The following is a 22233-nucleotide window of genomic DNA, read 5'->3' as shown; positions in this document are numbered from 1 at the left end:
GCTAATAGCGCAGCCTTAGTAAGAAATACCATTTTTGCTGATCTGTCTGCGCGTCGCTTTATGTCTTTAATTATACTGGGGTGAAGTAACATAACCCGTGTTCCTGAATGTCTCTGGGCTTTTTTGCCAGTAGGTATATGCGAAGTGCTGACGTGAAGCGCAGCATGCCATTTTCCGCGCTTATAAATTGTGAAGGTAGCGTGGTTGCATTGCCATTCACGTTATTGACGCCTAGGGGAAGCTGGCCTGAACAAATCGTAAAATAAGCTAGTCCCCCCATATCTACCCATCCTAATAAATTGTCAGGTTTAACAATGAAGCTGTTGTGAGTGAGTAGGTCTGCGTGAAAAGTAATACTCGCACCAAAGACTGGCTTGCTCGCCACCGCAATATCCGCATTAGGGCTTAAGCTAAGTTTATACAAGCCATGATGTTCAGGATGAATGTCGTGGTTTGTATTGCTGTTATTTACTAGCGAGAGCATACACGTAGTCATGTTGGTTTCGGGATAGCTGTAGTGTGGTTTATGTCAGGCAAAATAGCGTTGATATGGATCAAAACGGGTTAAATCTCTGTTTATCGCTTAAGTCGTCATAAATAAACTGTTTAAAAAATGTACAAATTTGGTTGTGTGAGCCATACTTATTTATCTTAATTCGACATGGATGTATGGATTATGCACACAGGCAGACATGAAGCCCTCAAACGTTACAGCCTACTTTTGCTCATTGCTATTTTGGTGGGCTCTGCATACTACTTTCTTCGAATTCAACAGAATGAAATTCAGCAAAACCATGGTTACCTGCGGCAATTAAATGAGGCGGGCAAGAGCCTACAGCAGTCTATTGATATGCTTTTAACAAGCGTGAAAGAGGAGTTTAAGCCTCAAGAAACTAAAAACGAAAGTGGAAATGAGAGCCACAATAGCAATGAAAAAGTCAGTGAGTTTAAAAAGCGTATTAGTTCGAATGAAAACTTTAAACACCTTGTGATAGTGAATAGTACCACTAAAAATGAAGTAGAAAATGATGTTAGTACCGAAGAACCCACTAGGGTCGAAGCAAATAAAGTTAACAGCGAATTTGACGCAAAATCTCGTATTTTTAAAGTTCATGTAGCGCATAACACGGTAACAGTGCCCATCGCTGACCTTATCTCGAATCATTTAAGCCCGTTTCCATTACTGGTGATCAGTGATGAGAATGGAGAGGTCATTGCGGAAAAAAGACATAGTAATTTCGCAAAAGCGCTGTCTGATCTTCGCTTTTCAAACGTAGAAGAATTACTGGGCAAACAAGAAAATAATGAAACGGGTAGTAAAGGTAATCTAAAGGCGAGTGATTCTGTAGATAGGCAAATTGCTGGGCTATACCTTCGGGTTTATCGGCAACCCATTACAATAACTGGCTTAAACACTGGAGGTGAAGACGACGCAACGACGCTCTACCTGCTAGCTTTCGTAGAAAAAAAAGAAGTGGTCCTCAATAACCTTAAAATTGGTAACAATACAGCGTTATGGATAGTACTCTTTTTAACACTGCTCGTTGCTACACTTCCTATTCTTAAAATTCAGTACTGTGCTCCCACCTATAGCTATACGCGTTCTGATGTTACCCAATGTATTTTAGGGTTATTTATTTTAGTTGGAGTTGCCACGATTGCGATAAGCGATCAGCTTTTTTTTAGATATTGGCTTCAACAAAAGACCCTAGATTCCACACATATACACAAAATGATAAGTTCAGATTTCGATAAAGAGTTATCGGAACTGTTGTTATTAGATTCTCGTTATTTTAAGAGAAGCCAAAGTGATGTCATTTCAGGCTGTGTAGATTCAGGCGGTAGCGAGAATAGTGTCAACGTGACTGATTTATTGAATTGCTCGCTTATTAATGAGCAATCAGTAGCTGATACCAGCGCTTATTTTATTGAAAACTGGTTCTTGCTTGGCAAAAGCGGTGTGGTGAGTCGCTATAAAGAGAACAGGCCTGACATGATTTTTCGCCCGCATAAAAACCTTCATAACTTTAAAAAAACACCTCTAAATGAACGTGAGTACTATAAACGAGCGTGGAATGGAGGTCTGTGGCGCCTAGACATACAGCTTGTTGGTAAATTTCACTATAACACTACAAGGCGAAAAGTTTGCTGTGAAAAATTGCTTGAATCAACTAACGCTATACCCCAGCAATTTTTCATTGAACGAATACGCAATATCGATGATGCAAGGTTTAATAGCCAATTGGTTTTCGAACATATCGATAAAGATGGGGAAAATGGCACCGGCGAAATAACCAAGCGTGTAAGCTCTATAGGTACGCTACTGACCAGCTTAAATCAGCGCGTAATGCCGAAAAATATAGGGTATGCCGTTATCGACCAAGTGGGGAAAGTGCTCTACCACAGTAACGAAGAGCGAAGCTTAGTGGAGAATTTCGTGGCTGAAAACGGACACGATTTACAGCTTTTAACGACGCTATCCAACTTACAGAATATAGACATTGACCAGCCCGCGCAGCTCCAGTTAGATTATGGCGGAGAAGAACACAGCATGGTTATTGGGCCATTGCACTCTACCATACCTGAATGGGCGCTTGTGGTGTTCTACAACCAAGAAGAAGCGTCGCAGGTTAATATGCTTCTGGTGTTTCTAGCAGTTATCCTTTACTTAACCCTGTTAATTCCCTTAGTACTAATTAGCCGATACATTAGCTCACAAGGTGTGTGGGCGCGTTTGTTTCATTATCAGTACGATGATGAAAATACCGCTATACCTAACCCAAATAGCACTACACCTAACGCAAATGTCATAGGGGGAGAGCGTAAAACTTATCGCTGGTTGGCCTTATGGATTTGGTCTGCTTGCGCTATGCAAATTTTCACCATTGGCATTATCGATACCGTTATTCCACGGTTGGCCTTTTTGTCTTTTACGTTAACGTTCATGCTCATCATTTTGCAATTTATCTTTGTGCCCGTTGAAATAGAGGGTAAGAAATTATCATTAAAGGCTTTAGCATGGCGATACGTAAGCACGCCTGGTTTATTAGTTCGAATGCCGTTCTTTATTCCGTTGGTTTGCTTCGCCTCGCTGTCATTACTGCTTTTATCGGGAGTTTTCACTAATACTGAAAACAGCCATGTATCTCACTCAAGCTACGATTCGCTGTTTTTTCCGCTATTAGGGATCGGATTATTTTTGTTCTCTACCTGCTTAATGTGGATAAAATCAGTCCGCGAGGGAATTGCTGTTCAATCAGATAAAAAACCCAGTAGTTTGTCTGAGTTGAGTAGTCGCGTGCCGAACAGTTACATTTGGTATTTAGCGGGATGCATTTATCTTGTTACGGTTGTACCTACGGTTCTATTAGTGAATAGCGTAAATAGCTACATGCTAGAAGGGCAGGCAACCTTCCAGAACCAACATCTATTAGAGATGCAGCAACATGTCTCATTGGAAAGCCAGCAGTATCGAGCATTAATGTATCAAGAGCCATTGAGCGCAAGAGACGGGCTACCAGCTGCTAACCCCGAGATCCCCTTCAAGACCATATTCCCGGCATTAGAACGAGAGAATTGGGTAACATTAGATAAAGCTAAAGACTATTCATCGGTATTGAACAACAACACTGATACTTTTATTAACGCTATTGTCAGTAGTTTAGCGTTGCAAACGGATTCTGCAGCCGAGTATCGATTCAAAGCGGGGACTGACATAAAAACAACCAGTAACCATATACTCCATTACTCATCACAACGCTTCATGCGATCATCCAGTGCCTTCTATATTTTACCTGTGCTAATGATTACTGCTGTTTTCGTATTCAGTGTGTTTTGTGCAGCCCTATTGCTTATTAGTCGCAAGCTGTTAGGTGAGCATATTTTTGACAGCTATCGCTTGCGCCCTCCATCTGAAGCAGAAGACAGTGAGTACATTTGGAAACAACTTACACCACAACACTCTGAACGTATGCAGGTTCAGTTTATTAGCCAACTTAGCCAATCTGACTTAGAAAACGCATTTTTAGCCCACGAATATACCATTTTCGAGAATAAAGTGGGTGACATTCAAGATTGGCTCACTCGGGTGAAAGAACCCGATTTTGATAAAATATTAAAAATAGATGAACTTGAAAATACGCCAACCATTATTTTAAAAGGGCTAAACAAAGCACTGCTTGATCACGCCGAACGGGATGCCGCATTTGAGCTTATTCAAACCCTTCAAAAACACAAGTGTCACTTGATATTAGTATCTGAAATGTCACCGATGCAGTTACTTAGCCACGCCGAGAGCTTCCCTGCGTTTGAAACTCAACATTTACCGAGTAAAAACGAGTTATGGCAGTGGAGCAAATTACTTCGCAGTTTTTATATACATTATTATTGGGTAGCCAGTAAGAAAAATACCCTCACCACATCGCCTACCGCCTTTTCGGTACTGGCGCATGAATCTACGTACTGGCCCGATTTACTCGATGTGCAACGGGCGTTTCTCATTTACCATCTAGAAATAAAGCTAAAGCGCTCAGCAGAAAATATTGATGCAGTATTGTCTGCGCTGAATGGCGTTAATGTGGCTCACCTAAAAGAGGTGCAACACGCATTGAAACTGGACAATTACTGGTCTCCTCAGCAAATCGTTGAGTTTTTTGTTCACCACGCCCGGCCTGCTTATCGCATGCGGTGGGAGCAATGCACCACGAATGAACGGCTCATTTTGTTACAGCTTGCCCAAGGTGCCAAGTTAAACCCAGCCAGTGCTGAAATTATTGGTCATTTACAACGAAGGGGACTAATTTATCGAGATTGCGGATGGCACTTGGTGAATGAGAGCTTCAGGCAATTTGTCATGAGCGCAGAGCCTGCGAAGCACATTGAGGTATGGCTTAAAGAAACGCGGTCGAGTATTTGGCATAATTTGCGACCGCCATTATTTATGCTGGTGGGGCTATTATTTCTGTTAGTGATTTTCAGTGCCAACATTGCCTTCGATTCTATTATTACTACATTAGCGGCAGTGCTAGGAGTATTACCCATGTTAATTACGAATTTGTCTAGCCTTAGAACATTAGAGATATTACCTAAAGACTGACCAATAAAAATGCTGAAGGATGATCAGAAAAAGCCGTATTTTTCTAAATCTTCATATGCACCACAATGCACCAACACGTAGCATGATGTTCATCGTATTCGGTGCGCTTTAATGAACTTGGGGGTAAAGCAGCTTAAAAGGGGAAGTATCCAAAAAAGTGTACTACAACTCATGTTTAGGCGCGTCTTTTAAGTCGAAAGATTTTAAAAAAATAGCGTGAGGCTTGTAGTCACGACGATAAAAACATTGCTGCTAAAATAGGCTATTTTCTTTTGATTTCTAAGATAATAGGGTCAAACGTGAACGATGAAAATGCGTCACTAATCCCCTTTCTTGGTAAAAAGCGGACGAAATTCTAGCGTAACAAAACCTTATGCTCCGCTATAGCAAAATATCAGGTTTTCACCGCATTGTATGTGGATTGTCCGAAATCTGATTTAAAGAATAATTAAAATCTCAATGTAGCAGTTAGTAAGAGATGTACATTTTTGAGCATTGCGCGCACTAAATAAGTGCAATAAATTCAGTGGGTTACTAAAAATTCTCTCTTGCATGCCCGCTTGTTACCCATTAATCTAAAGTTCGGTGTACTTATTAGGCATAGTGGCAAATGAAACAAGAATTAAAAAATAATCCATCAGTTAACTCATCACGTCGTAATTGGTTAAAGTCAGTTGGTTTAGGTGCTGGCGCAGTTGCGCTAACAGCATGTGTAGACTCTAGCGTTAAAGAACTTAGCGCAGCAGGAATGAAAACGGATCATTTTCCTTCAGCTACCCCTAATGTGAGTGACGGCCTTGTTCGTTTATCGTCTAATGAAAACGCCTTTGGCCCTTCAGCTAAAGCGGTAGATGCCATGCAAGGTGAATTATTCAACTTAGCACGCTATTCAGATGCAACGGTGGATGTGCTTAAAAGTAAAATTGCTGCACAAGAAGGGGTATCTGAAGATCAAATTATTGTTACCAATGGATCTTCTCCCATCTTATTCGGCTACGCCGATTGGATTACAAAAAACGGTAATAAATTGGTAACGTCTATGGCTACTTACGAGGGTGTACCTCGTGGCGCAGAATTCATGGGCGCCGACGTAACTTACGTTCCGCTAGATGCTGATATGAATTTCGATTTAGACGCGATTGAAGCTGCGGTTACTGAAGACACCACTGCCGTGTATATTTGTAACCCTAATAACCCGACGGGTACCGTGGTAGATGCGGCTAAGCTCACCGCGTTTGCAAAACGGGTATCTAAAAAGGCGCAGGTATTTATCGATGAAGCGTATATCGAAATGTCAGACGCTTATCCCGCTAATGTACAATCAAAGTTAGTGGCCGAAGGGCATGATGTGGTTATTTGCCGCACTTTCTCTAAAATTCATGCCATGGCAGGGCAACGCTTAGGTTATGCCATTCTACCCGCTGAACAAGCAAAGCAATTAGGTGGCATGTTGCGTATGGGGGGGGTGAACTACTTAGCATTAGTAGCAGGTATGGCAAGCATGGAAGATCATGCAAACCTAAATACTATGCGTTCAAGGGTAAAAGTAGAACGTGAGAAGCTAACGGCAGCCGCTGAATCACTAGGCCAGGCTTATGCGAAAAACCCGCAAGGCAACTTTATCTATATGGATACCGGTATGCCACACGACGAGTTTGCAAAGTTAATGAAGGCGCAAGGAATTAAAGTCGTTGGCCGTACATGGCCTGGCTACGACACATGGTCACGAATTAGTGTAGGTATTCCTGAAGAAACGGATGCGTGCGTAAAAGCATTAAAAACGGTTTTAGCATAAGTTTGTAACGGAATATAAAGACTAAATGCTGGTGGTTTTGTTGGTACCTCTATGGGGTACGTCAACAGCAAAACCATCGGCTTTTAACCCTACCTTTACTAATACGCATTAGCATTCAAAATATACTTTCTCTAATAAAGCACCCTCAATGCTGTATCAATGATGTCGTAGCGCATCAATAAGCTCACTTTTACTCATGGTTGAGCGACCTGAAATACCTACTTCTTTAGCTTTGTCGTAAAGCTCTTTCTTGGTACGTTCTTCATATTTTTTACTTTCACCGCCTTTTTTCGAGGGCGATTGCTCATCGTTAGCTTGCGCATTGGCAATTCTGGCTGATTTTTCTTTGCTGTAGCCTTTATCCCGAAGCGCTTCATACGTGTCGTCGTTCTTAATCTGTGCTGCGTGTTGCTTGGCCATGGTAATCTCCTTTGCTTATTTTTCTCATCGGTAGGTAGCAGAAAAGCCGATAAGGTTAATTGAGCCTTACTTTTTATACTTCAACTTGGCAATTTTGGTGCACTGATAGATAAAAGTTAATGAGCTAATACAGAAGCTAATACATAAGCAAATAAGCGGAATAGACCCTACTTATTCTTGGGTCTTAGTACTGCGTCCTTCATCCATAAAGCAAGTAGGGTAAATCCGCGTTCTATACGTTACTCTACAAAGAAAACCTCAGACTGTAGTTCGTCACCAATGTTAGTATTCGCTCGAATCACTTCTGCTAGCGTGGTGCCTTCTACCATTTCAAGCTCGTCATCGGTCAAATATCTTTGATACCAAAACCGATCACCTTCGCGAAGTTCGTCGAATTGCTTAACATTGATAGCAGTAAATAATTCACCTAACTGAGAACCCGTTTCTATTTGAGGATCTTCAGATAACCCGCCTATCCATAGCTCAACATCATCAACCGAATTGTAGGCGTTGGACAGTGCAGTTTGCAGCGTGGTGTTTGAAGTAATGTCACTGAAAAATTCAGCACGCTCTAACCCCATGGCTTCCCGAACATCATTATAGGATGCTAGCCCGTGATCTCGCCCCCGTTGAATATTTAAAGAGATAAGGTCAAAGCCTCCACTGCCAGGCCTACCAAATAAAAAGTTACGTAGTCCATTTACCACTTTAATATCGATAGCTTGATGACGTTGTTTTGCCAGGCCACGAAGAACAGGGTCAATATCATCTTCTTCAACGTACAGCCCTATCCCTGTGAAAAAGGCATCACGAAGCGCCAAACTACCTTCATCTATTGGATTATTGTCGGCATCTAAGCGAAGTATATTGTCACTGACTTCGCTATGACCAAGCCGATAGGCTGCAGTTGAAAACTCATTGTAGGTGGTGGGATTTACGTCATCATCATAACCTTGATAATCAGGCATTGTGTTTTCGCCCAATAAAGCAGGTAGGTACTCGTCGTAGGTAATTATCTGCAACTTGGCAATAACAAGACGCCTAGTTTGTTCGTATATATCTTCGACATCTGATTGGGGCTGTTGCGCCTGTAGAATAGTCGCAATGCGGTTGTGCTCCCTTACCCAAATAGTATGCATAGCGGTAAGCACAGCTTGTTCATTAACCCGAACGTCGCCGCCGAGAAATAACACGCTAGGGTCAGATACAAAGCCATTAGCATTCGGAAATCCGTTAGGGTTTCGTGGCAGTAAGTTATTCTCAGATGTGGCTAAGAAGGGCGATTGATCCCCTTCGCGCAACGCTTCATTACGTTCGGAATCAGAGCCATAAATCATCGAGCCATCTATCCAACTCGTAATTTCATTTTCCTGTTCACGAACGTTATTCGCATCGGTGCCTGTGTCTGGGTCGTAAATTGCACGATTAAATGAAATAGTGACACTCCCTGTACTGTTAGGGTCGAAAAATACATCGCCTGTGGGCACAATGATGTGTTCCGCTTCTAAGGTACTTCCGTCTGTAAGGCTTATATCGTGGTCAATAAACTGTCCCCACTGCCATAAGTAATCACTGGTGTTATAAGTGTTGGGTATACTTTCCCCCTCAGCCTGCATCACCAGCAAGTTGCTGATTTCACGTGCACTTTTTTGTGCTGGACCGGCCATTTCTGACACGCCGTCAGTGTAAAAAGCAGGCGCTATACGTTGCAGGTGACTAAAGGTAACACCCCAATCGGGGTTATCTTGATTGTTACTACTGCCATCATAAGAGCGTATTTCTCTGCCTCCTTGGGTATTGAGAACAAAATCTTCTCTTCCTTCTCTATCCCGACTATTTTGACGTTGTTGGTCTACATCTTCGTCAATTCCCTGTGCAGATCTGCCTCTTTGGTTATTATCAGCATTGTTTCTGTTGTTGTCCGTATTTTCATTGTTGTCGGCGCCATCATTTCCATCGCTGTTTCCATCATTATTTGCATCAGAAATGGTATCCACATCAGGGGATGTTAATGTGGCATTAGTGGATTGCTCATCGTCGTTGTTGTCCGAACCGCAGCCATATAAGCTGCTTAACGTAACGGCTAAAAACGCTAATTTTTTCATAATATGTCCTGTAATTACTAATTTAAAAAACAATCAAGCTCGTTGAAAAAAATGGGGGAGATTGATTGCTATTTGAACCTTCAAATCCTTTGAAGCATTTATAATTACTTTTAATTTCTTCAGACGTTTGCATACCGGGGCAAGGATCGGCGAGGGGGCAGGCATCTTGTTGTTCAAAGATTAGGAGTAAATAATACGAAATCTGTTCAAACCTTTACACTTTGTTGACAATTTTTGCTTTGAGTAACTGAGATGGGCAGAGAGGAAAACAGTAGAAGGGCTGCTTATAAATAAAAACGCCGCGTGCAGAGCGAGCCGCAGCGGCGCTTTAAAAGCTTTTCTTTAAAAAACTTACTTCTCTATGTTAAACGTAAGCCCTGCTTTTTCAGTGAGGCGAGAAATCAACTTATCACCCAATGCAGATGCGGGTGTAAAGAAGCCGCCAGAAAGTGACACATCTTTACAAAGGCAAAGGGCAGATTCTGAAATCATTCTACTGGTTGAGCCATAACCCGGGTCTTTATCTCCGATTACTGATACCGCAAGGGTGTCGCCATTAGTTGCTTCACCGATAAACATAACATCGTAAAACCCATTTTCCCGCTCTTCTTTACTTGGGCCTTCACCCGGCTTAGGGCCACCCTGACCACCTAATGATTTGTCTTGGGCAACATGGTTCGCCATCGCTTCGCCTTTCTCGCCAGGGCCAGTAAGCATCATCTCATCATACTGAAAGGTTTTGCCGTAGGCGAAGTTTGCCAAGTAGTTAGAACGGTGTACGTTCTTGGTATTGATAGCCGCCATAATAAATGGCGCAGCCCACGAACCTAAAGATTCGTCGTAGTATGGCTTGGAGCCGTCTGGCTGTGGGTGACTTTGGCTAGCATCAGCAAGCGAGAACGGATTAATCAGTGCAGACATAATCGATTTGTCTTTATGTGCTGCTACCATAGTGGCTTTTAAGCTGGCTGCTGTGCCACCAGAAAACGTACCCTGCATTTTTCTTACACGGCCTTTTACGTATTCAATCGCGGCGCCGGTTTGCTTTTTAGCGTGTTCTTGTAAGAAGTGAACCCCCAAATCGAAAGGTACAGAGTCGAACCCACACGAAAAAACAATATTGGCACCCGTGTCTTTTGCTTTGGCTTCATATTTGTTGATCATCTGGTGCATCCACGCAGGCTCACCACATAAGTCGGTATAGCCCGTGCCGTTGTCAACGCAGGCAGAGAGTAATTTTTCACCGTAAATTTGATAAGGCCCTACCGTGGTTAATACCACTGATGTGCGCTTAGTCAGCGAATCTAGTGCAGCGTTGTCATCACCATCTGCAATAATACTTACCACATCATCGCTAATACCTAACTCTGCTTTAACATCCGCAAGCTTGGCTTCGTTACGCCCGGCAATAGCCCATTTTACGCTGCTGTCGCTGCCATATTGGCTTTGGAAGTATTCAGCTACCAATTTACCAGTGAAGCCCGTAGCACCAAAAATTACTACATCAAATTCCCGTTGATCACTCATAAATATCGTGTCCTATTTTATTTTTCATGGAAGACTTATGTGCAACCAATATACGCAATCCCTTCAGGTTAAATCATTTTTTTAGGTAATAATTGAGTATTGATTTGGGTGTGAATACACATGTAATTTACCACCCAGTATGCAATGCGCAGTGCTTACCAAAACAAAATAGATAGAGGCGAATAAACAGCGATTAGCGAATATAAGGTTCAACAAATCGTTTCATGCGGGTTAAGCCTTCTTTTAAACGGCTTATCTCTGTGGCAAACGACAACCTTACATAACGAGTAGCATTATGTTCGCCAAAGTCGTCACCGGGTGTTAATGCCACATATTCGGTTTCTAATAAACGGTCACAGAACTCAATGGCGGTAAGGCCAGTAGATTCAATATTGATATACGCGTAAAACGCGCCATCTGGTGTAGCGTCAATACTTAAACCCATGTCTGCAATGGCGTCCAGCACAAACGTAGCACGTGTGCGCAATTGTGCTTTTTTCTGTTCACATTGGGCAAGTGACTCCGGTGTAAAGCACGCTAGCGCAGCTTGCTGGGCTAGGGTAGAGGGGCAAATAAATAGGTTTTGTGCTAATCGCTCCATAACTTGGGTCATACCTTCGGGTACCACACACCAACCTAAGCGCCAGCCTGTCATACCGAAGTATTTGGAAAAGCTATTAATCACAATAGTATTGTTGTGCAAGCGCTCATTCGCCAAAACCGTGTTGAGTGGGGCAGGTTGCTTTGCAGCAGAAGGCGAGCTATCGCGTAAATCTAAGTTGAGATAAATTTCATCAACAATAAGAAATCCATCATTTTGCTTGCAGGTTTCACCAATACTATATAGTTCCTTTTCTGCAATAGCGGTGCCGGTTGGGTTAGCCGGGCTAGCGATAAGCACGCCTTTGGTTTTACTATCCCAATGGTGTGTTACATCGTCATGGGTTAACTGAAATTGTTGCTTGCTAGAAGTCGGCACTAACGTAACTTCGCCGCCAAAGGTGTTTAAAAATCGACGATTACAAGGGTATGAAGGATCGCCAAGTATTACCTTATCGCCGTTCTCAACGAGCGCTGCACTCACCAATAACAACGCCGCTGATGCGCCAGCGGTAACTACAATGCGCGAAGCTGGAATATCAACGTTGTGCTGAGTTTTATAGAACTGAGCAATGGCGCTTCTAAGTTCAGGCAAGCCTAATGCTGAAGTATACGGGTAATCAGCTTGAGACAACGACTGCTTCATGGCCTCAACAACCGGCGTGGGCGCGCCGAAGTCAGGCTCACCCAAGTTTAACCGAATAACATCGTGTCCTTGATTGCTAAGCGCAGTGGCTTTCTCACCATAGGCCATGGCTAAAAAAGGGGATAGGGTGGTGGCTCGAGTAGCGTACTTCAACATGCTTTCTTACAACGTGGGGTAACAATGCCCCGTACTATATCAATTGTGCAAACCTAATTACCAACAAAGTCGCCATATCTAATAGCAAAAGCAGGTAGCGTTAGCCAACTGTAATGACCAATAGCGGTTCTAGTCGCGATTTTTAATAGCAATCAATACCAGCATTTACCATCAGCGACTAGGTTAGCGCTTTACCCATTAAAAATTCACGCAATAGTTAGTGTTTTTCGATGAATAGCCATATGCATAATCAAACACTTACGATAGGGTAGAAGAGGTATAAGTTGAGATGATATAAAAAGTAAAATACAGCGTTTGCGTTATTTAAAAGGAAATCAGTCGTGTTGGTCGAAAACAAACAAAGTAATAAAAAGGCAAGGGGTGAGAGGCGCTTCTCATGCAGCGCTATACGGTGGTTCATGGTTGTTGTTATGTCCGCTGTTTTCGCGACACCTGTGTGGGCAGCGTTACCCACCATTAGTGAATTCACTAAAGAGATGTCCGCCAAAGATGGCCTCATCCCCGTGTATTATGATGATGAAACTGACAAAGTGTATTTATCGATACCCAACGATGAGCGCCAGTTTTTATTTCAAAGCAGCTTACCTTACGGCGTAGGCTCTAACGATATTGGTTTAGATAGAGGCCAGTTAGGGCGCACTCGCTTAATTGCCTTCGAACGCTTTGGCAATAAGCTGATGCTGAAGCAGCTAAATACTAAGTACCGCGCAGCCCATGGTAGCGCAGCTGAAAAGCAAAGTATTAACGAAGCCTTTGCCAGTTCCGTATTAGCCGGCTTTGTTATAGTGGCAAAGAGCGATAGTGCTAATCTAATCGACTACACCCCTTTTTTATTTAGTGATATTCATGGCATCGGTAACCGGCTATCAGCTAAAAAACAAGGCAGCTTTAAAGCAGACAAAAGCCGTAGCGGAGTATATTTACCTCGCACAAAGGGGTTTGAGAAAAACACCGAGCTTGAAGCTTTAGTCACGTTTGCTGGCAGCAAGCCGGGTAACTATTTGACAGATGTCGCGCCAGATGCAGAAAACCTTTCGGTACACCTTCATCATTCATTTGTTGCATTACCTGACGATGGCTATACACCACGGGCTTATCATCCCTACTCAGGTTATTGGAAATTCCGCTATTTCGATTACTCTACGGCAATTAATGAGCCTACGGAGCAGCGCTTTATTACACGCCACCGTCTCGCCAAGGTATCACCACATGCGCCTATGAGCGAAGCGGTTGAACCTATTGTGTATTACCTAGACCCAGGTATTCCAGAACCGGTGATGTCCTCATTAAAAGAAGGCGCCAGCTGGTGGAACCAAGCTTTCGAAGCGGCAGGTTATAAAAATGCCTTTCAGGTGAAAGTGTTGCCCCAAGATGCCGATCCCATGGATGTCCGTTACAACGTGATCAACTGGGTGCATCGGGCTACCCGAGGTTGGTCTTATGGTTCGTCCGTGGTCGACCCTCGCACGGGTGAAATTATTAAAGGCCATGTGACGCTGGGCTCACTGCGTGTTCGCCAAGATTATTTAATCGCACTAGGTCTTACCAGCCCATTTTCTGGTGATAATGCTAGCTCACCTGAACAAGAAGCCATGGCATTAGATCGCATCAAGCAGCTCTCTGCCCATGAAGTAGGGCATACCTTGGGCATAGCACACAATTTTGCGGCCAGTGAAAATGACATGGCTTCCGTGATGGATTATCCACACCCTCGTATTACCCTAAAAGGCGATAAAGTTAGCCTTGAAGGGGCTTACGATAAGGGCATAGGGGCCTGGGATAAACACGCTATTGTTTATGGCTATCAAGAATTCGGTTCGCTCAATGAAGAAGCCGAAGGTTTGGCTAAGCAAATTGTTAAAACTCGTAATCAAGGGCTCGCGTTTAAGTCAGATTCTGATACCCGAAGTTCGCGTCATAGTTCGGCAAATGGACACATGTGGGAAAACGGTGCCGATCCGCTAGATGCTTTCGATGAAATCTCTGCGGTCAGACGCCATGCGCTTGATCAATTGGGAATGGATACTCTGAAACCCAATGCTAGCTTGTCGTCACTAGAAAATGCATTAGTGCCAATTTATTTGCTTCATCGCTTTCAATTAGAAGCGGTAGCAAAACAAGTGGGAGGCTTGATTTACGAATACGAGCGTAAGGGCGATTACACCACGCCACAAGGTCAGCAAGACGTTGCACCACAGGTACAGCAACGTGCCATGCAGCAGCTTATTACTGCCACTACCGTGCCTTATCTAACTATTCCTGAAAGCGTATTAGCACTCATTCCGCCCACTGCGTACGGTGATGATGTTACCCGTGAGCATTTTCAGGGAAAAATGGGGCTTATGCTTGACCCAGTATCAGCAGCTGCCTCTGCCAGCGATTTTGCATTGTCGTTATTACTACACCCAGAGCGTTTGAATCGTTTAGCGTGGCAAAGTAGCCGAACAAAAGAGCTCGTGGGTGTGGAAGGGCTAGTACGCCAGATATTAAACGTACATTGGTATCGCGCTAAACACAAACGCGGGGCTAAAGGCGATTTGGTTGCTTCACGTCTACAGTTAGTTGCATTGAATGCCATAATGAAAGCCGTAACAAACCCAGCATTAGCACCAGAAGCTAAAATGGCGATGCACAGTGCGTTGCTTGAGTTCGATGAATGGCTAGATGATGATAGCGATAGAGACGCTGATGAAGTTTTGCACAAGTACTTCGATACTTACTGGAAATCAGGTCATTGGTCTGGGGCGTTCGAAGTGAAGCCGTTACCACCGGGTTCACCTATATAGTTTTATTTCAACAACGCTGAAATTTAGGTGTGTACTTTTGCTAACGCCTAAAACTCAACAGCTAACACGTAAACATAAATAAAAAGCGGTTAACCTAAAACAGGTTAACCGCTTTTTTTTGTTCCTAGCGTTGTTTGAGTTTGTGTTCTTAAACTTAAGGTTGTTATTGAGCTTGTTGAGGCTCGGTTTTTTCTAAATGTTAGGCTTAAGCTTCTTTTACAAACTGCTCACTTAATACCTGATACAAATACTCAGGCTTAACGGGTTTTACAATATGCGCATTCATGCCCACGGCGAAGCTTTTTTCTATCTCTGTTTGCATGGCGTGTGCTGTCATCGCCACAATTGGAACATCTAGCTTTAACTCTTCTCTGATTTTTTGAGCAGCAGTTAACCCGTCCATCACAGGCATTTGCATATCCATCAAGACAAGATCGAAAACGTTCTCTTGCTCCAACATTTGCAAAGCAATTAAGCCATTTTCTGCAACACTGACCTTGGCCTTAGTATCGGCTAAAAACAGTTTGGCAACTTTACGATTTATCGCATCATCTTCTACCAAAAGGATATTTTTATCAGAAAAATCGGGTGGCGCTTTACCTTCACTTTCTAACGATGCCATTTGAGGTTTGCCCCGAGTAGACATTCTTAGTAAGCAATTCTGCAACGAGCTACTATTAACCGGTTTCTGTAGATAGTACTCTACGCCCACTGGTCGCCCGAGGGTTTTAAGTGATTCAATATCATAAGCTGACAACATCGCAATATTAGGCTTACCTTGACTGAACTCTTGATTAATAATTGAGGCTAACTCGATGCCATCAATGTCCGCCATTTTCCAATCAATAATGATTAAATCATACGGTACATCACTTGCCACAGCGGTACGCAGGTACATAAGCGCTTCTTTACCACCAGTGGCCAAATCTGGGTTGATATTGATGCGCAGTAACGCTTCCGCTATTGCTTGCCTTGAAAGCATAGTATCGTCAACCACCAACACTTTTAAGTCGGCTAATGTTAGGTTTCCTAACGTAGTGGGTTGTGGCAGTTGATTATGCTGCTCAACTAATACAGTGAAAAAGAAAGTAGCGCCTTGACCAAGCTTACTCTCTACCCATATTTCCCCGCCCATTAGCGAAACAAGGTGCTTACAAATTGATAAGCCCAACCCCGTTCCGCCATATTTACGGGTAATGGATTCATCAGCTTGCGTAAAGGCATCGAACAGTGATTCTATCTGATTTGTTGAAAGGCCAATTCCCGTATCTTTTACTGAGAACTCAAGTAAAACGCCGTGTTCAGAGTATTTTTTATTAACCGATACGAATACCATCCCTTCGTCAGTAAACTTAATGGCATTGCTTAGCAGATTATTCAGCACTTGCTCAATACGCAGGGCATCACCAGAGACTTGAAGGGGAACGTCTCTTGCCACGTACTGTAACAATTCAATACGCTTTTCTTTAGCATTTATCCCGTGTAACCGAATGACTTGCTCGACCAGTTTGTCGAGTTCGAAAACCTCAGATTCAATATTAAGTTTTCCCGCTTCAATTTTTGAAAAATCTAGCACATCGTTAATTACCCCTAGTAGGGTTTGTGACGACTGTTCAATTTGGGATAGATTGGTTTTCTGCTCTTCATTTACAACAGATTTTTGCGTTAGCTTTGTAAGCCCCACTATGGCGTTCACTGGTGTTCTAATTTCGTGGCTCATACGGGCTAAAAATTCTGATTTCGCGTCGGTGGCATTTTGTAGGTTTAACGCAAGCTCTCGCAATTCTCGCTTCTGTTTAAGCGTAATAACAAACATAAAAAATAAAAGAATAGCGACGCAGCAAATAGTGACAATGATGTACACCTGAAACGTACTATTTTGTTCTGACAGTTGTTGACTAAGTTCTAATTCAGTAATTTTTTGTATCTTTTGATCGGTTTCTAAACGGGCTCTGTTAAACGCTAGTTGCTCCGATTGGCGGGTATCAAAGACCTGCTGCTTCAATTCTGAATGTTGCAAAAGAAATTGATAGGCATCGCGATATTGGCCCTTAAGTAGCGCAATATTGGCTTGCATCTTTAAGCCTTCATACTGATATTCAGTAATGTCTAAATCTTGTGCAATGGATAAGAGCTTCAAAACCGTTTGGGTGGCTTCATCAATGCGCTCTAATTTGAGTAAAACCTCTGACTGCAATGTCAGCCCCGCTAGCTCACGTTGGCGATGCTTCCCAGCAATTGCATGATCGATAATATTTTCCGTAACCGCAAGCGCTTCTTCATGGTTACCTAATTGCAGGTAAGTTTTTGCCAAATAGAAATTTAAGATTGGCGCGAATTTGTCGGGGTTAGTATTTACTCGGTCAATCAACGACTTCGCTTGCTTTATTTCTCCCTTAGCCAGTAGGCCAGACACAATGAAACCGTAGCCTTGTTCTTCATAATAGGTGTTGCCGCGTTTAATTGATTCGGTTACCAGTTGTTCACCTGTATTTATTAAGTTATCTGCCCATTGATTCGATTTAGCATACAAATTCCCTATAGCTTGTAGCGTGTTTTGTATGTAGGGGGTATCTAAAGACTGATGAATACTCAGGCTATTAAGCAGTAACTCTAGAGATTCACCATATAAATCAAAGAAATAGGTTATTATTCCTTGTCGCCTTAACGCTTCGGCAAGTTGCAATTGGTTATTAGCTTCTGTGGCTAGTTTTTTTGCTTGGGTGGCCATTTCATAAGCCAGCTTATAATTACCCTCAAGAATATACGAATGACTTTTTAGGTTAAGCAAGTGAGCTTCATAGGCTGGAAGGTCTTTGTCTGCTAGATACTTTTCGGCTTGATTAAGGAGCTTCTTTGCGAGCGTGGGGTTAACAAATACATTCTTATCGGCAGTTTGCAATACCTTATCAATATCGACAGTGGCGCCTTGAGAGAACACAGAAAAACTAGGCAGTGCTAAAAGCACTACCCACAAAAGACACCACAATCTCATAAAATTAAATCCATCTAGCCAGTATCAACCTATTTCGAGTGACTGATTTCTAGGTTGTCTGCGCCTTCAGCTTCACATCGGTTTTTTATCGCTGCAACATCGTTTTTTGCGCATATTTGGACATCTTCGTCAGATAGACCAAAAGCTTCAGCAGTCCCCTTAGGATCGCTGACATACTGTTGTTTCAACTTTTCATCTTTATCCATAGCAATCAAAAACTTTACTAACAAATCGTTCATTTTTTATTCCTTTATTTTATGTAGTTAGAAACTTACGTTTTAGCCAAACAACTTTTGTTCAAAAAGGGCAGGGGTTAAATCTAGTTCTGCCATCGATTTCATATCAAAATCTGGTAATCCTTTAGAAGGGATAACCAACGTAGTGATAGGTTTTGGTATTACTGCCGCTAAATCTTTTAGCTCAAGGTATTCTATTCGAGGAGCTGCAATGGGGATGGTAGAGGCTTCATAAACTATAATGGTGTGCTGAGGAGAAAAATATTTCAACAATTCATTTTTAAGCTGCATTAAGCCTGGGTGCGATGTTCGGTGTTTGTTATGCGTGAAATCGGCGATACTGCCAATCTGCCAGATAATCTGCATCATATGAGGGTCTAAGGTGTATTGCCTAAGCAGAAACTGAGTCGCCTCATACGACTGACATCCATAATGTGCGGGATCTAGCCCTAAATCAGCAACCAAGCAGTCTTCGGCAGAAATCCCTGGTAACATTTCGGCATCATAACCTTCATCTTTTAATTGTTTGATGGCCTCATGTGAGGGATTTACAAATACCCCAGGGTGACCATAAAACGCCGCCACCACCTTTTTTCCTGCCTTGACTTCATCAACAATGCGTTGCGTCATTTTTTGGTAGGTGAGTGCCCGAGATTTGCCTTGCTCATAAAGGTGACGTAAACACACCACATTCGCGTTAATCATTTGCAGATTGATTAGCGCCGACTGTGTTACAACGCTCAATACGATATCAGCTGTTTTAAGTAGGCTTTCCGTAATTAAGGTCATTTGGCCAGATACAGTAATACCTGTACCTACAACTACCAAAGATCCTTTTTTATCTACGTTCATTTCATCCCTTTCCATTGAAATTTGGCTATGTATAGCCTTTATTGAATATAAAGGAAAATATACCCATTGTTAATTACTTTGTCATAATAACCGATATGGTTTCGAAGTTGTGAACGAGGGCCTATCAATAAATATTGATAAACTATCGTTGGTGGCCAGGATATGTATCTAAAACAGGGTTATTTCAAAGCGCTTTATCGCCCAATTTAAAAATGATATTGTACTCAAAGAGAACTAAATATTGTATACCAAATTGGTAAATAACGTTAGTTAATTTAGGGGCTTACAATGATTACACACCATGGTGTGACGATAACCGGTTCAGTTACAAGAAGCGCAGCTTTATGGTTAGTGGCACTGGGCGCATTATCCACACTGTCTGCTTGTACTTTTAGTCACGATCCTAGTGCCAAAGCCGAGAAGTCAGTTTGTGTAGCAGTTTTAACGAATTCACTCAATTGCGAAAATGAACCACTGGCTTATAACGAAACCAATCCTCATAGTGAATTTGACCAGCAAATGCTTCCGGTCAATCAGCGTGAAGGCATGCTTGAAAGTGAGTTCGAAGATAACAGACGTAATCGATAGCGCTAATACCGCGTTGCCTTTATCTTTTGATAACATGCAACGCGCTGGGTTAATGTTCAATAATCTACTTATGGCTGATAAGGTAGTGAGGATTGATGCAAAATGATACGAACCTTGCCATCTTCACACTGCTTAAAGACAAAGCTTTTGTTCACAAATATGTGACTGTCGTCATCCCCAATAAAATGAACGTTGCACTGCACAATGGCCAGTTCGCCGTTTAAAATAAAATCTTCTTTGCTGTACCACACTTTAACCCAAGGCTTAAGTTTAAAACCATTGTCGTTGGGGTAATCGCTGTTTCCGCCAACAAAGTAAGAAAGCGCGCCTTCTTTGGTAGGGCGGAACGTGTGCTGGCCAAACGTTAAAGTAGGCTTAAACAAAACATGGCCATTATCATAATCATAGCTGTCAGAGAGCACTTGAAGAGAAAACGCTTGAACGTCTCCACCTTCGGTATGTACTTTCCCAACTTTTACAACATTATCGCACCACGTTTGTAGCGCCGAATGCACCATCTCTTTAGTAAACATAATGTATACCTCTGCGTTAAAATATCGTTTGTTAGTTTTAAAGCTGGTTAGCAAATTTTAAAATGGTTTCGTCTTTTGCGCAAAACGCCAGCAACGTTTCTTCACGTTGTAAAATTATAAACGAAACACATAAATGCGTTAACAAACAGATACTGTAATACAAACCGCCCTTTTTGTTATGTGATATCATCACGCTAATAGCTTAAATAATTGGCTACAGTTAGCAATAGTAATTGGAGATAGCTTTTATCTATCAAGTGGAAATTCACTCGAATTTTTTACTGCGTATTAATTGCATAAATGTAGTCTGTGATTATTCTAACTTATCTACCGCCCGCAATATCAATAAATGAACCTGTTACGTAAGATGCTTCATCTGATAATAACCATGCGATAGCATCTGCCACTTCCTGTGTATTGCCTCCGCGTCCCATCGGAATTTGTGAGCTTAGGCGATTTACGCGATCGGGTTCACCTCCGTCTGCATGTATATCGGTGGCAATAAAGCCAGGGCGCACGCTATTGACTCTAATATTTTGGCTAGCAAGTTCTAACGACATACCTGTGGTAAGCGTATCCATAGCGCCTTTTGATGCAGCATAATCAACGTATTCAAACGGGGCCCCTGTACGAGATGCAACCGAAGACACGTTCACAATGGCGCCATCACTTTGAATTTGTTTCATAAAAGCTTTCGCGCAAAGAAAGGCGCTAAGTACATTTGTAGTCAGTATTGTTGTGAAGCGCTCGGCACTGATGTCAGAAAATGGGGTTTTGGTAAATAGTACGCCCACATTGTTGACTAGATGCGTGACGGTGCCGAACTCAGCGTTAACTTTGTTAAACATGCTTTGAACTTCTGCCTCTTCTGAGACATCCGCTTTATGAGTAATTGCAACGCCGCCACTGGTGTTAATTGAAGTGCATAAAGCTTTCGCAAGCTTTTCATTTTTCAGGTAGTTGATGCAAACATGGTAACCCTTTTTAGATAGCGTAAAAGCGGTAGCGGCACCAATACCCCTACTAGCCCCCGTTATAATCGCAACTTTTTTCAACTTTCAGTCCCTGTTTGTCTAGCTCGCCACTGTAGCGTATTTGAATTGGATTGAACCAACCCTAGGTCGATTTAGAGAATTATTCTTTATTGTTTGCCGGCGATGCTGTTTACAAAGTGTTTATACAAGTCTTCTGAGGCGTTAAGCATCTTGTAATCTAACAGATGGTCTAGTTCTGGGTAATCAATGTGCTTACAACGAGACCGTTCATTTTCTATCATACGTTCGCAGATTGAAGCCGCCATAGAAGAGGACGGCCATATTTCATCCATTCCCCCCGAATAAAGCACAACATTTCCGCGAATATTTTCAACAGGGATTGTCGCACTTCCTCCATCCGTTCTATTTTGTAAAGATTGGGTATATAGGTCTAACAATCCTTCAACAGGTCCGGTTGGATTGAAGGCAACAAAGGGTAATCCCTTTTTGTTGTGACTCCAGCTTGAGCCCGGTACCGTTTGCCAATCATCTAGAATGCCTGCCCACACCACTGAGCTTGGTGCAATCGCGATTACTCTATCGAATGCGTTGTCGCGAGAAGCAAGCAGCAACGCCAACTCGGCGCCTTTAGACCATCCGATGAGCGTGATATGTTTTTGTGCAGGGTGTTTTTGTTTTAGCCAAGCTGTCGCTTTTTCGAAATAGGAGAGGGGAATTTCTTCTAATTCTTTGGGAAGCATATCGGCTTTGAAATAAGCAATGGCTAACGTAGGGTGACCATTATTGGCGATGACCTTAGCAAGCTTCGTAGGAATGCCGCCCTCTGAACCAGGGTGAGATCGTGAATATTTATTGACCAGTTGGCGGAAACTAAACGATCAGT

Annotated in this window: 15 protein-coding genes; 4 read left to right on the top strand and 11 right to left on the bottom strand. The window is 42.6% G+C overall.

The window, feature by feature from the left end:
* Positions 1–70: 70 nt before the first annotated feature.
* Positions 71–496 (bottom strand): hypothetical protein, encoded by a 426-nt coding sequence (locus tag AAC006_RS13495; RefSeq protein ID WP_232363195.1) that lies wholly within the window; start codon positions 494–496, stop codon positions 71–73.
* Between the two features lie 180 nt (positions 497–676).
* On the opposite strand from AAC006_RS13495, the gene AAC006_RS13490 reads away from it, so the two are divergent.
* Both AAC006_RS13490 and AAC006_RS13485 read left to right on the top strand, forming a co-directional pair.
* Positions 677–5095 carry a hypothetical protein gene (locus tag AAC006_RS13490; RefSeq protein ID WP_126873387.1) on the top strand — a complete coding sequence of 1473 codons (4419 nt, stop codon included), beginning with the start codon at positions 677–679 and terminating at the stop codon, positions 5093–5095.
* Between the two features lie 610 nt (positions 5096–5705).
* Positions 5706–6890 (top strand): histidinol-phosphate transaminase, encoded by a 1185-nt coding sequence (locus AAC006_RS13485; protein WP_013783694.1) that lies wholly within the window; start codon positions 5706–5708, stop codon positions 6888–6890.
* A 156-nt stretch (positions 6891–7046) separates the two neighbouring features.
* On the opposite strand, the gene AAC006_RS13480 is transcribed toward AAC006_RS13485, so the two are convergent.
* The 4 genes from AAC006_RS13480 to AAC006_RS13465 form a co-directional block, all read right to left on the bottom strand.
* On the bottom strand, positions 7047–7310 hold the full coding sequence (locus AAC006_RS13480) for a Rho termination factor N-terminal domain-containing protein (RefSeq protein WP_013783695.1): 264 nt from the start codon (positions 7308–7310) through the stop codon (positions 7047–7049).
* A 239-nt stretch (positions 7311–7549) separates the two neighbouring features.
* Entirely contained in the window at positions 7550–9415 is a 1866-nt protein-coding gene (locus AAC006_RS13475) for a peroxidase family protein (protein WP_013783696.1), read from the bottom strand.
* Positions 9416–9766: 351 nt separating this feature from the next.
* On the bottom strand, positions 9767–10942 hold the full coding sequence (locus tag AAC006_RS13470) for a saccharopine dehydrogenase NADP-binding domain-containing protein (RefSeq protein ID WP_339891650.1): 1176 nt from the start codon (positions 10940–10942) through the stop codon (positions 9767–9769).
* A gap of 193 nt (positions 10943–11135) precedes the next feature.
* Positions 11136–12341, bottom strand: coding sequence for an aminotransferase class I/II-fold pyridoxal phosphate-dependent enzyme (locus AAC006_RS13465; RefSeq protein ID WP_041452802.1), 1206 nt, complete (start codon positions 12339–12341; stop codon positions 11136–11138).
* A gap of 434 nt (positions 12342–12775) precedes the next feature.
* Between AAC006_RS13465 and AAC006_RS13460 the strand changes: the two genes are divergently transcribed.
* Positions 12776–15151: a zinc-dependent metalloprotease gene (locus tag AAC006_RS13460; RefSeq protein WP_339891649.1), complete on the top strand. Its 2376-nt coding sequence runs from the start codon at positions 12776–12778 to the stop codon at positions 15149–15151.
* Positions 15152–15356: 205 nt separating this feature from the next.
* Here AAC006_RS13460 and AAC006_RS13455 read toward each other — a convergent pair whose 3' ends face one another.
* From AAC006_RS13455 to AAC006_RS13445, 3 genes are read right to left on the bottom strand one after another with little or no spacing between them, the layout of a single operon-like run.
* A complete protein-coding gene (locus tag AAC006_RS13455; protein WP_339891648.1) occupies positions 15357–18146 on the bottom strand; it encodes a response regulator in 2790 nt (929 codons plus the stop codon).
* A gap of 29 nt (positions 18147–18175) precedes the next feature.
* Positions 18176–18385, bottom strand: a complete 210-nt coding sequence (locus tag AAC006_RS13450) for a hypothetical protein (RefSeq protein ID WP_013783701.1) — start codon at positions 18383–18385, stop codon at positions 18176–18178.
* A 39-nt stretch (positions 18386–18424) separates the two neighbouring features.
* Positions 18425–19234: an SAM-dependent methyltransferase gene (locus AAC006_RS13445; protein ID WP_126873228.1), complete on the bottom strand. Its 810-nt coding sequence runs from the start codon at positions 19232–19234 to the stop codon at positions 18425–18427.
* Between the two features lie 288 nt (positions 19235–19522).
* Between AAC006_RS13445 and AAC006_RS13440 the strand changes: the two genes are divergently transcribed.
* Entirely contained in the window at positions 19523–19822 is a 300-nt protein-coding gene (locus AAC006_RS13440; RefSeq protein WP_013783703.1) for a hypothetical protein, read from the top strand.
* 68 nt (positions 19823–19890) lie between these two features.
* Here the strand turns inward: AAC006_RS13440 and AAC006_RS13435 are convergent, their stop codons facing one another.
* From AAC006_RS13435 to AAC006_RS13425, 3 genes are all read right to left on the bottom strand, one after another.
* Complete coding sequence (locus AAC006_RS13435; RefSeq protein WP_159531509.1) at positions 19891–20355, bottom strand: hypothetical protein; 465 nt, start codon at positions 20353–20355, stop codon at positions 19891–19893.
* A gap of 323 nt (positions 20356–20678) precedes the next feature.
* Positions 20679–21410 (bottom strand): SDR family oxidoreductase, encoded by a 732-nt coding sequence (locus AAC006_RS13430; protein WP_159531507.1) that lies wholly within the window; start codon positions 21408–21410, stop codon positions 20679–20681.
* An 86-nt stretch (positions 21411–21496) separates the two neighbouring features.
* Positions 21497–22090 carry an acyl-CoA thioester hydrolase/BAAT C-terminal domain-containing protein gene (locus tag AAC006_RS13425; RefSeq protein WP_339891646.1) on the bottom strand — a complete coding sequence of 198 codons (594 nt, stop codon included), beginning with the start codon at positions 22088–22090 and terminating at the stop codon, positions 21497–21499.
* Positions 22091–22233: the final 143 nt, after the last annotated feature.

The organism is uncultured Alteromonas sp. (assembly GCF_963976965.1).
GTDB lineage: Bacteria > Pseudomonadota > Gammaproteobacteria > Enterobacterales > Alteromonadaceae > Alteromonas > Alteromonas naphthalenivorans.
The sequence above is the reverse complement of the archived record's forward strand: the minus strand, read 5'-3'. Positions and strand labels throughout refer to the sequence as shown.

Bases quoted from the DNA above. Each gene is read 5' to 3' on its own strand.
- AAC006_RS13495 (WP_232363195.1), bottom strand. From the start codon at position 496: ATGACTACGTGTATGCTCTCGCTAGTAAATAACAGCAATACAAACCAC.
- AAC006_RS13490 (WP_126873387.1), top strand. From the start codon at position 677: ATGCACACAGGCAGACATGAAGCCCTCAAACGTTACAGCCTACTTTTG.
- AAC006_RS13485 (WP_013783694.1), top strand. From the start codon at position 5,706: ATGAAACAAGAATTAAAAAATAATCCATCAGTTAACTCATCACGTCGT.
- AAC006_RS13480 (WP_013783695.1), bottom strand. From the start codon at position 7,310: ATGGCCAAGCAACACGCAGCACAGATTAAGAACGACGACACGTATGAA.
- AAC006_RS13475 (WP_013783696.1), bottom strand. From the start codon at position 9,415: ATGAAAAAATTAGCGTTTTTAGCCGTTACGTTAAGCAGCTTATATGGC.
- AAC006_RS13470 (WP_339891650.1), bottom strand. From the start codon at position 10,942: ATGAGTGATCAACGGGAATTTGATGTAGTAATTTTTGGTGCTACGGGC.
- AAC006_RS13460 (WP_339891649.1), top strand. From the start codon at position 12,776: ATGTCCGCTGTTTTCGCGACACCTGTGTGGGCAGCGTTACCCACCATT.
- AAC006_RS13455 (WP_339891648.1), bottom strand. From the start codon at position 18,146: ATGAGATTGTGGTGTCTTTTGTGGGTAGTGCTTTTAGCACTGCCTAGT.
- AAC006_RS13450 (WP_013783701.1), bottom strand. From the start codon at position 18,385: ATGAACGATTTGTTAGTAAAGTTTTTGATTGCTATGGATAAAGATGAA.
- AAC006_RS13445 (WP_126873228.1), bottom strand. From the start codon at position 19,234: ATGAACGTAGATAAAAAAGGATCTTTGGTAGTTGTAGGTACAGGTATT.
- AAC006_RS13440 (WP_013783703.1), top strand. From the start codon at position 19,523: ATGATTACACACCATGGTGTGACGATAACCGGTTCAGTTACAAGAAGC.
- AAC006_RS13435 (WP_159531509.1), bottom strand. From the start codon at position 20,355: ATGTTTACTAAAGAGATGGTGCATTCGGCGCTACAAACGTGGTGCGAT.
- AAC006_RS13425 (WP_339891646.1), bottom strand. From the start codon at position 22,090: ATGCTTCCCAAAGAATTAGAAGAAATTCCCCTCTCCTATTTCGAAAAA.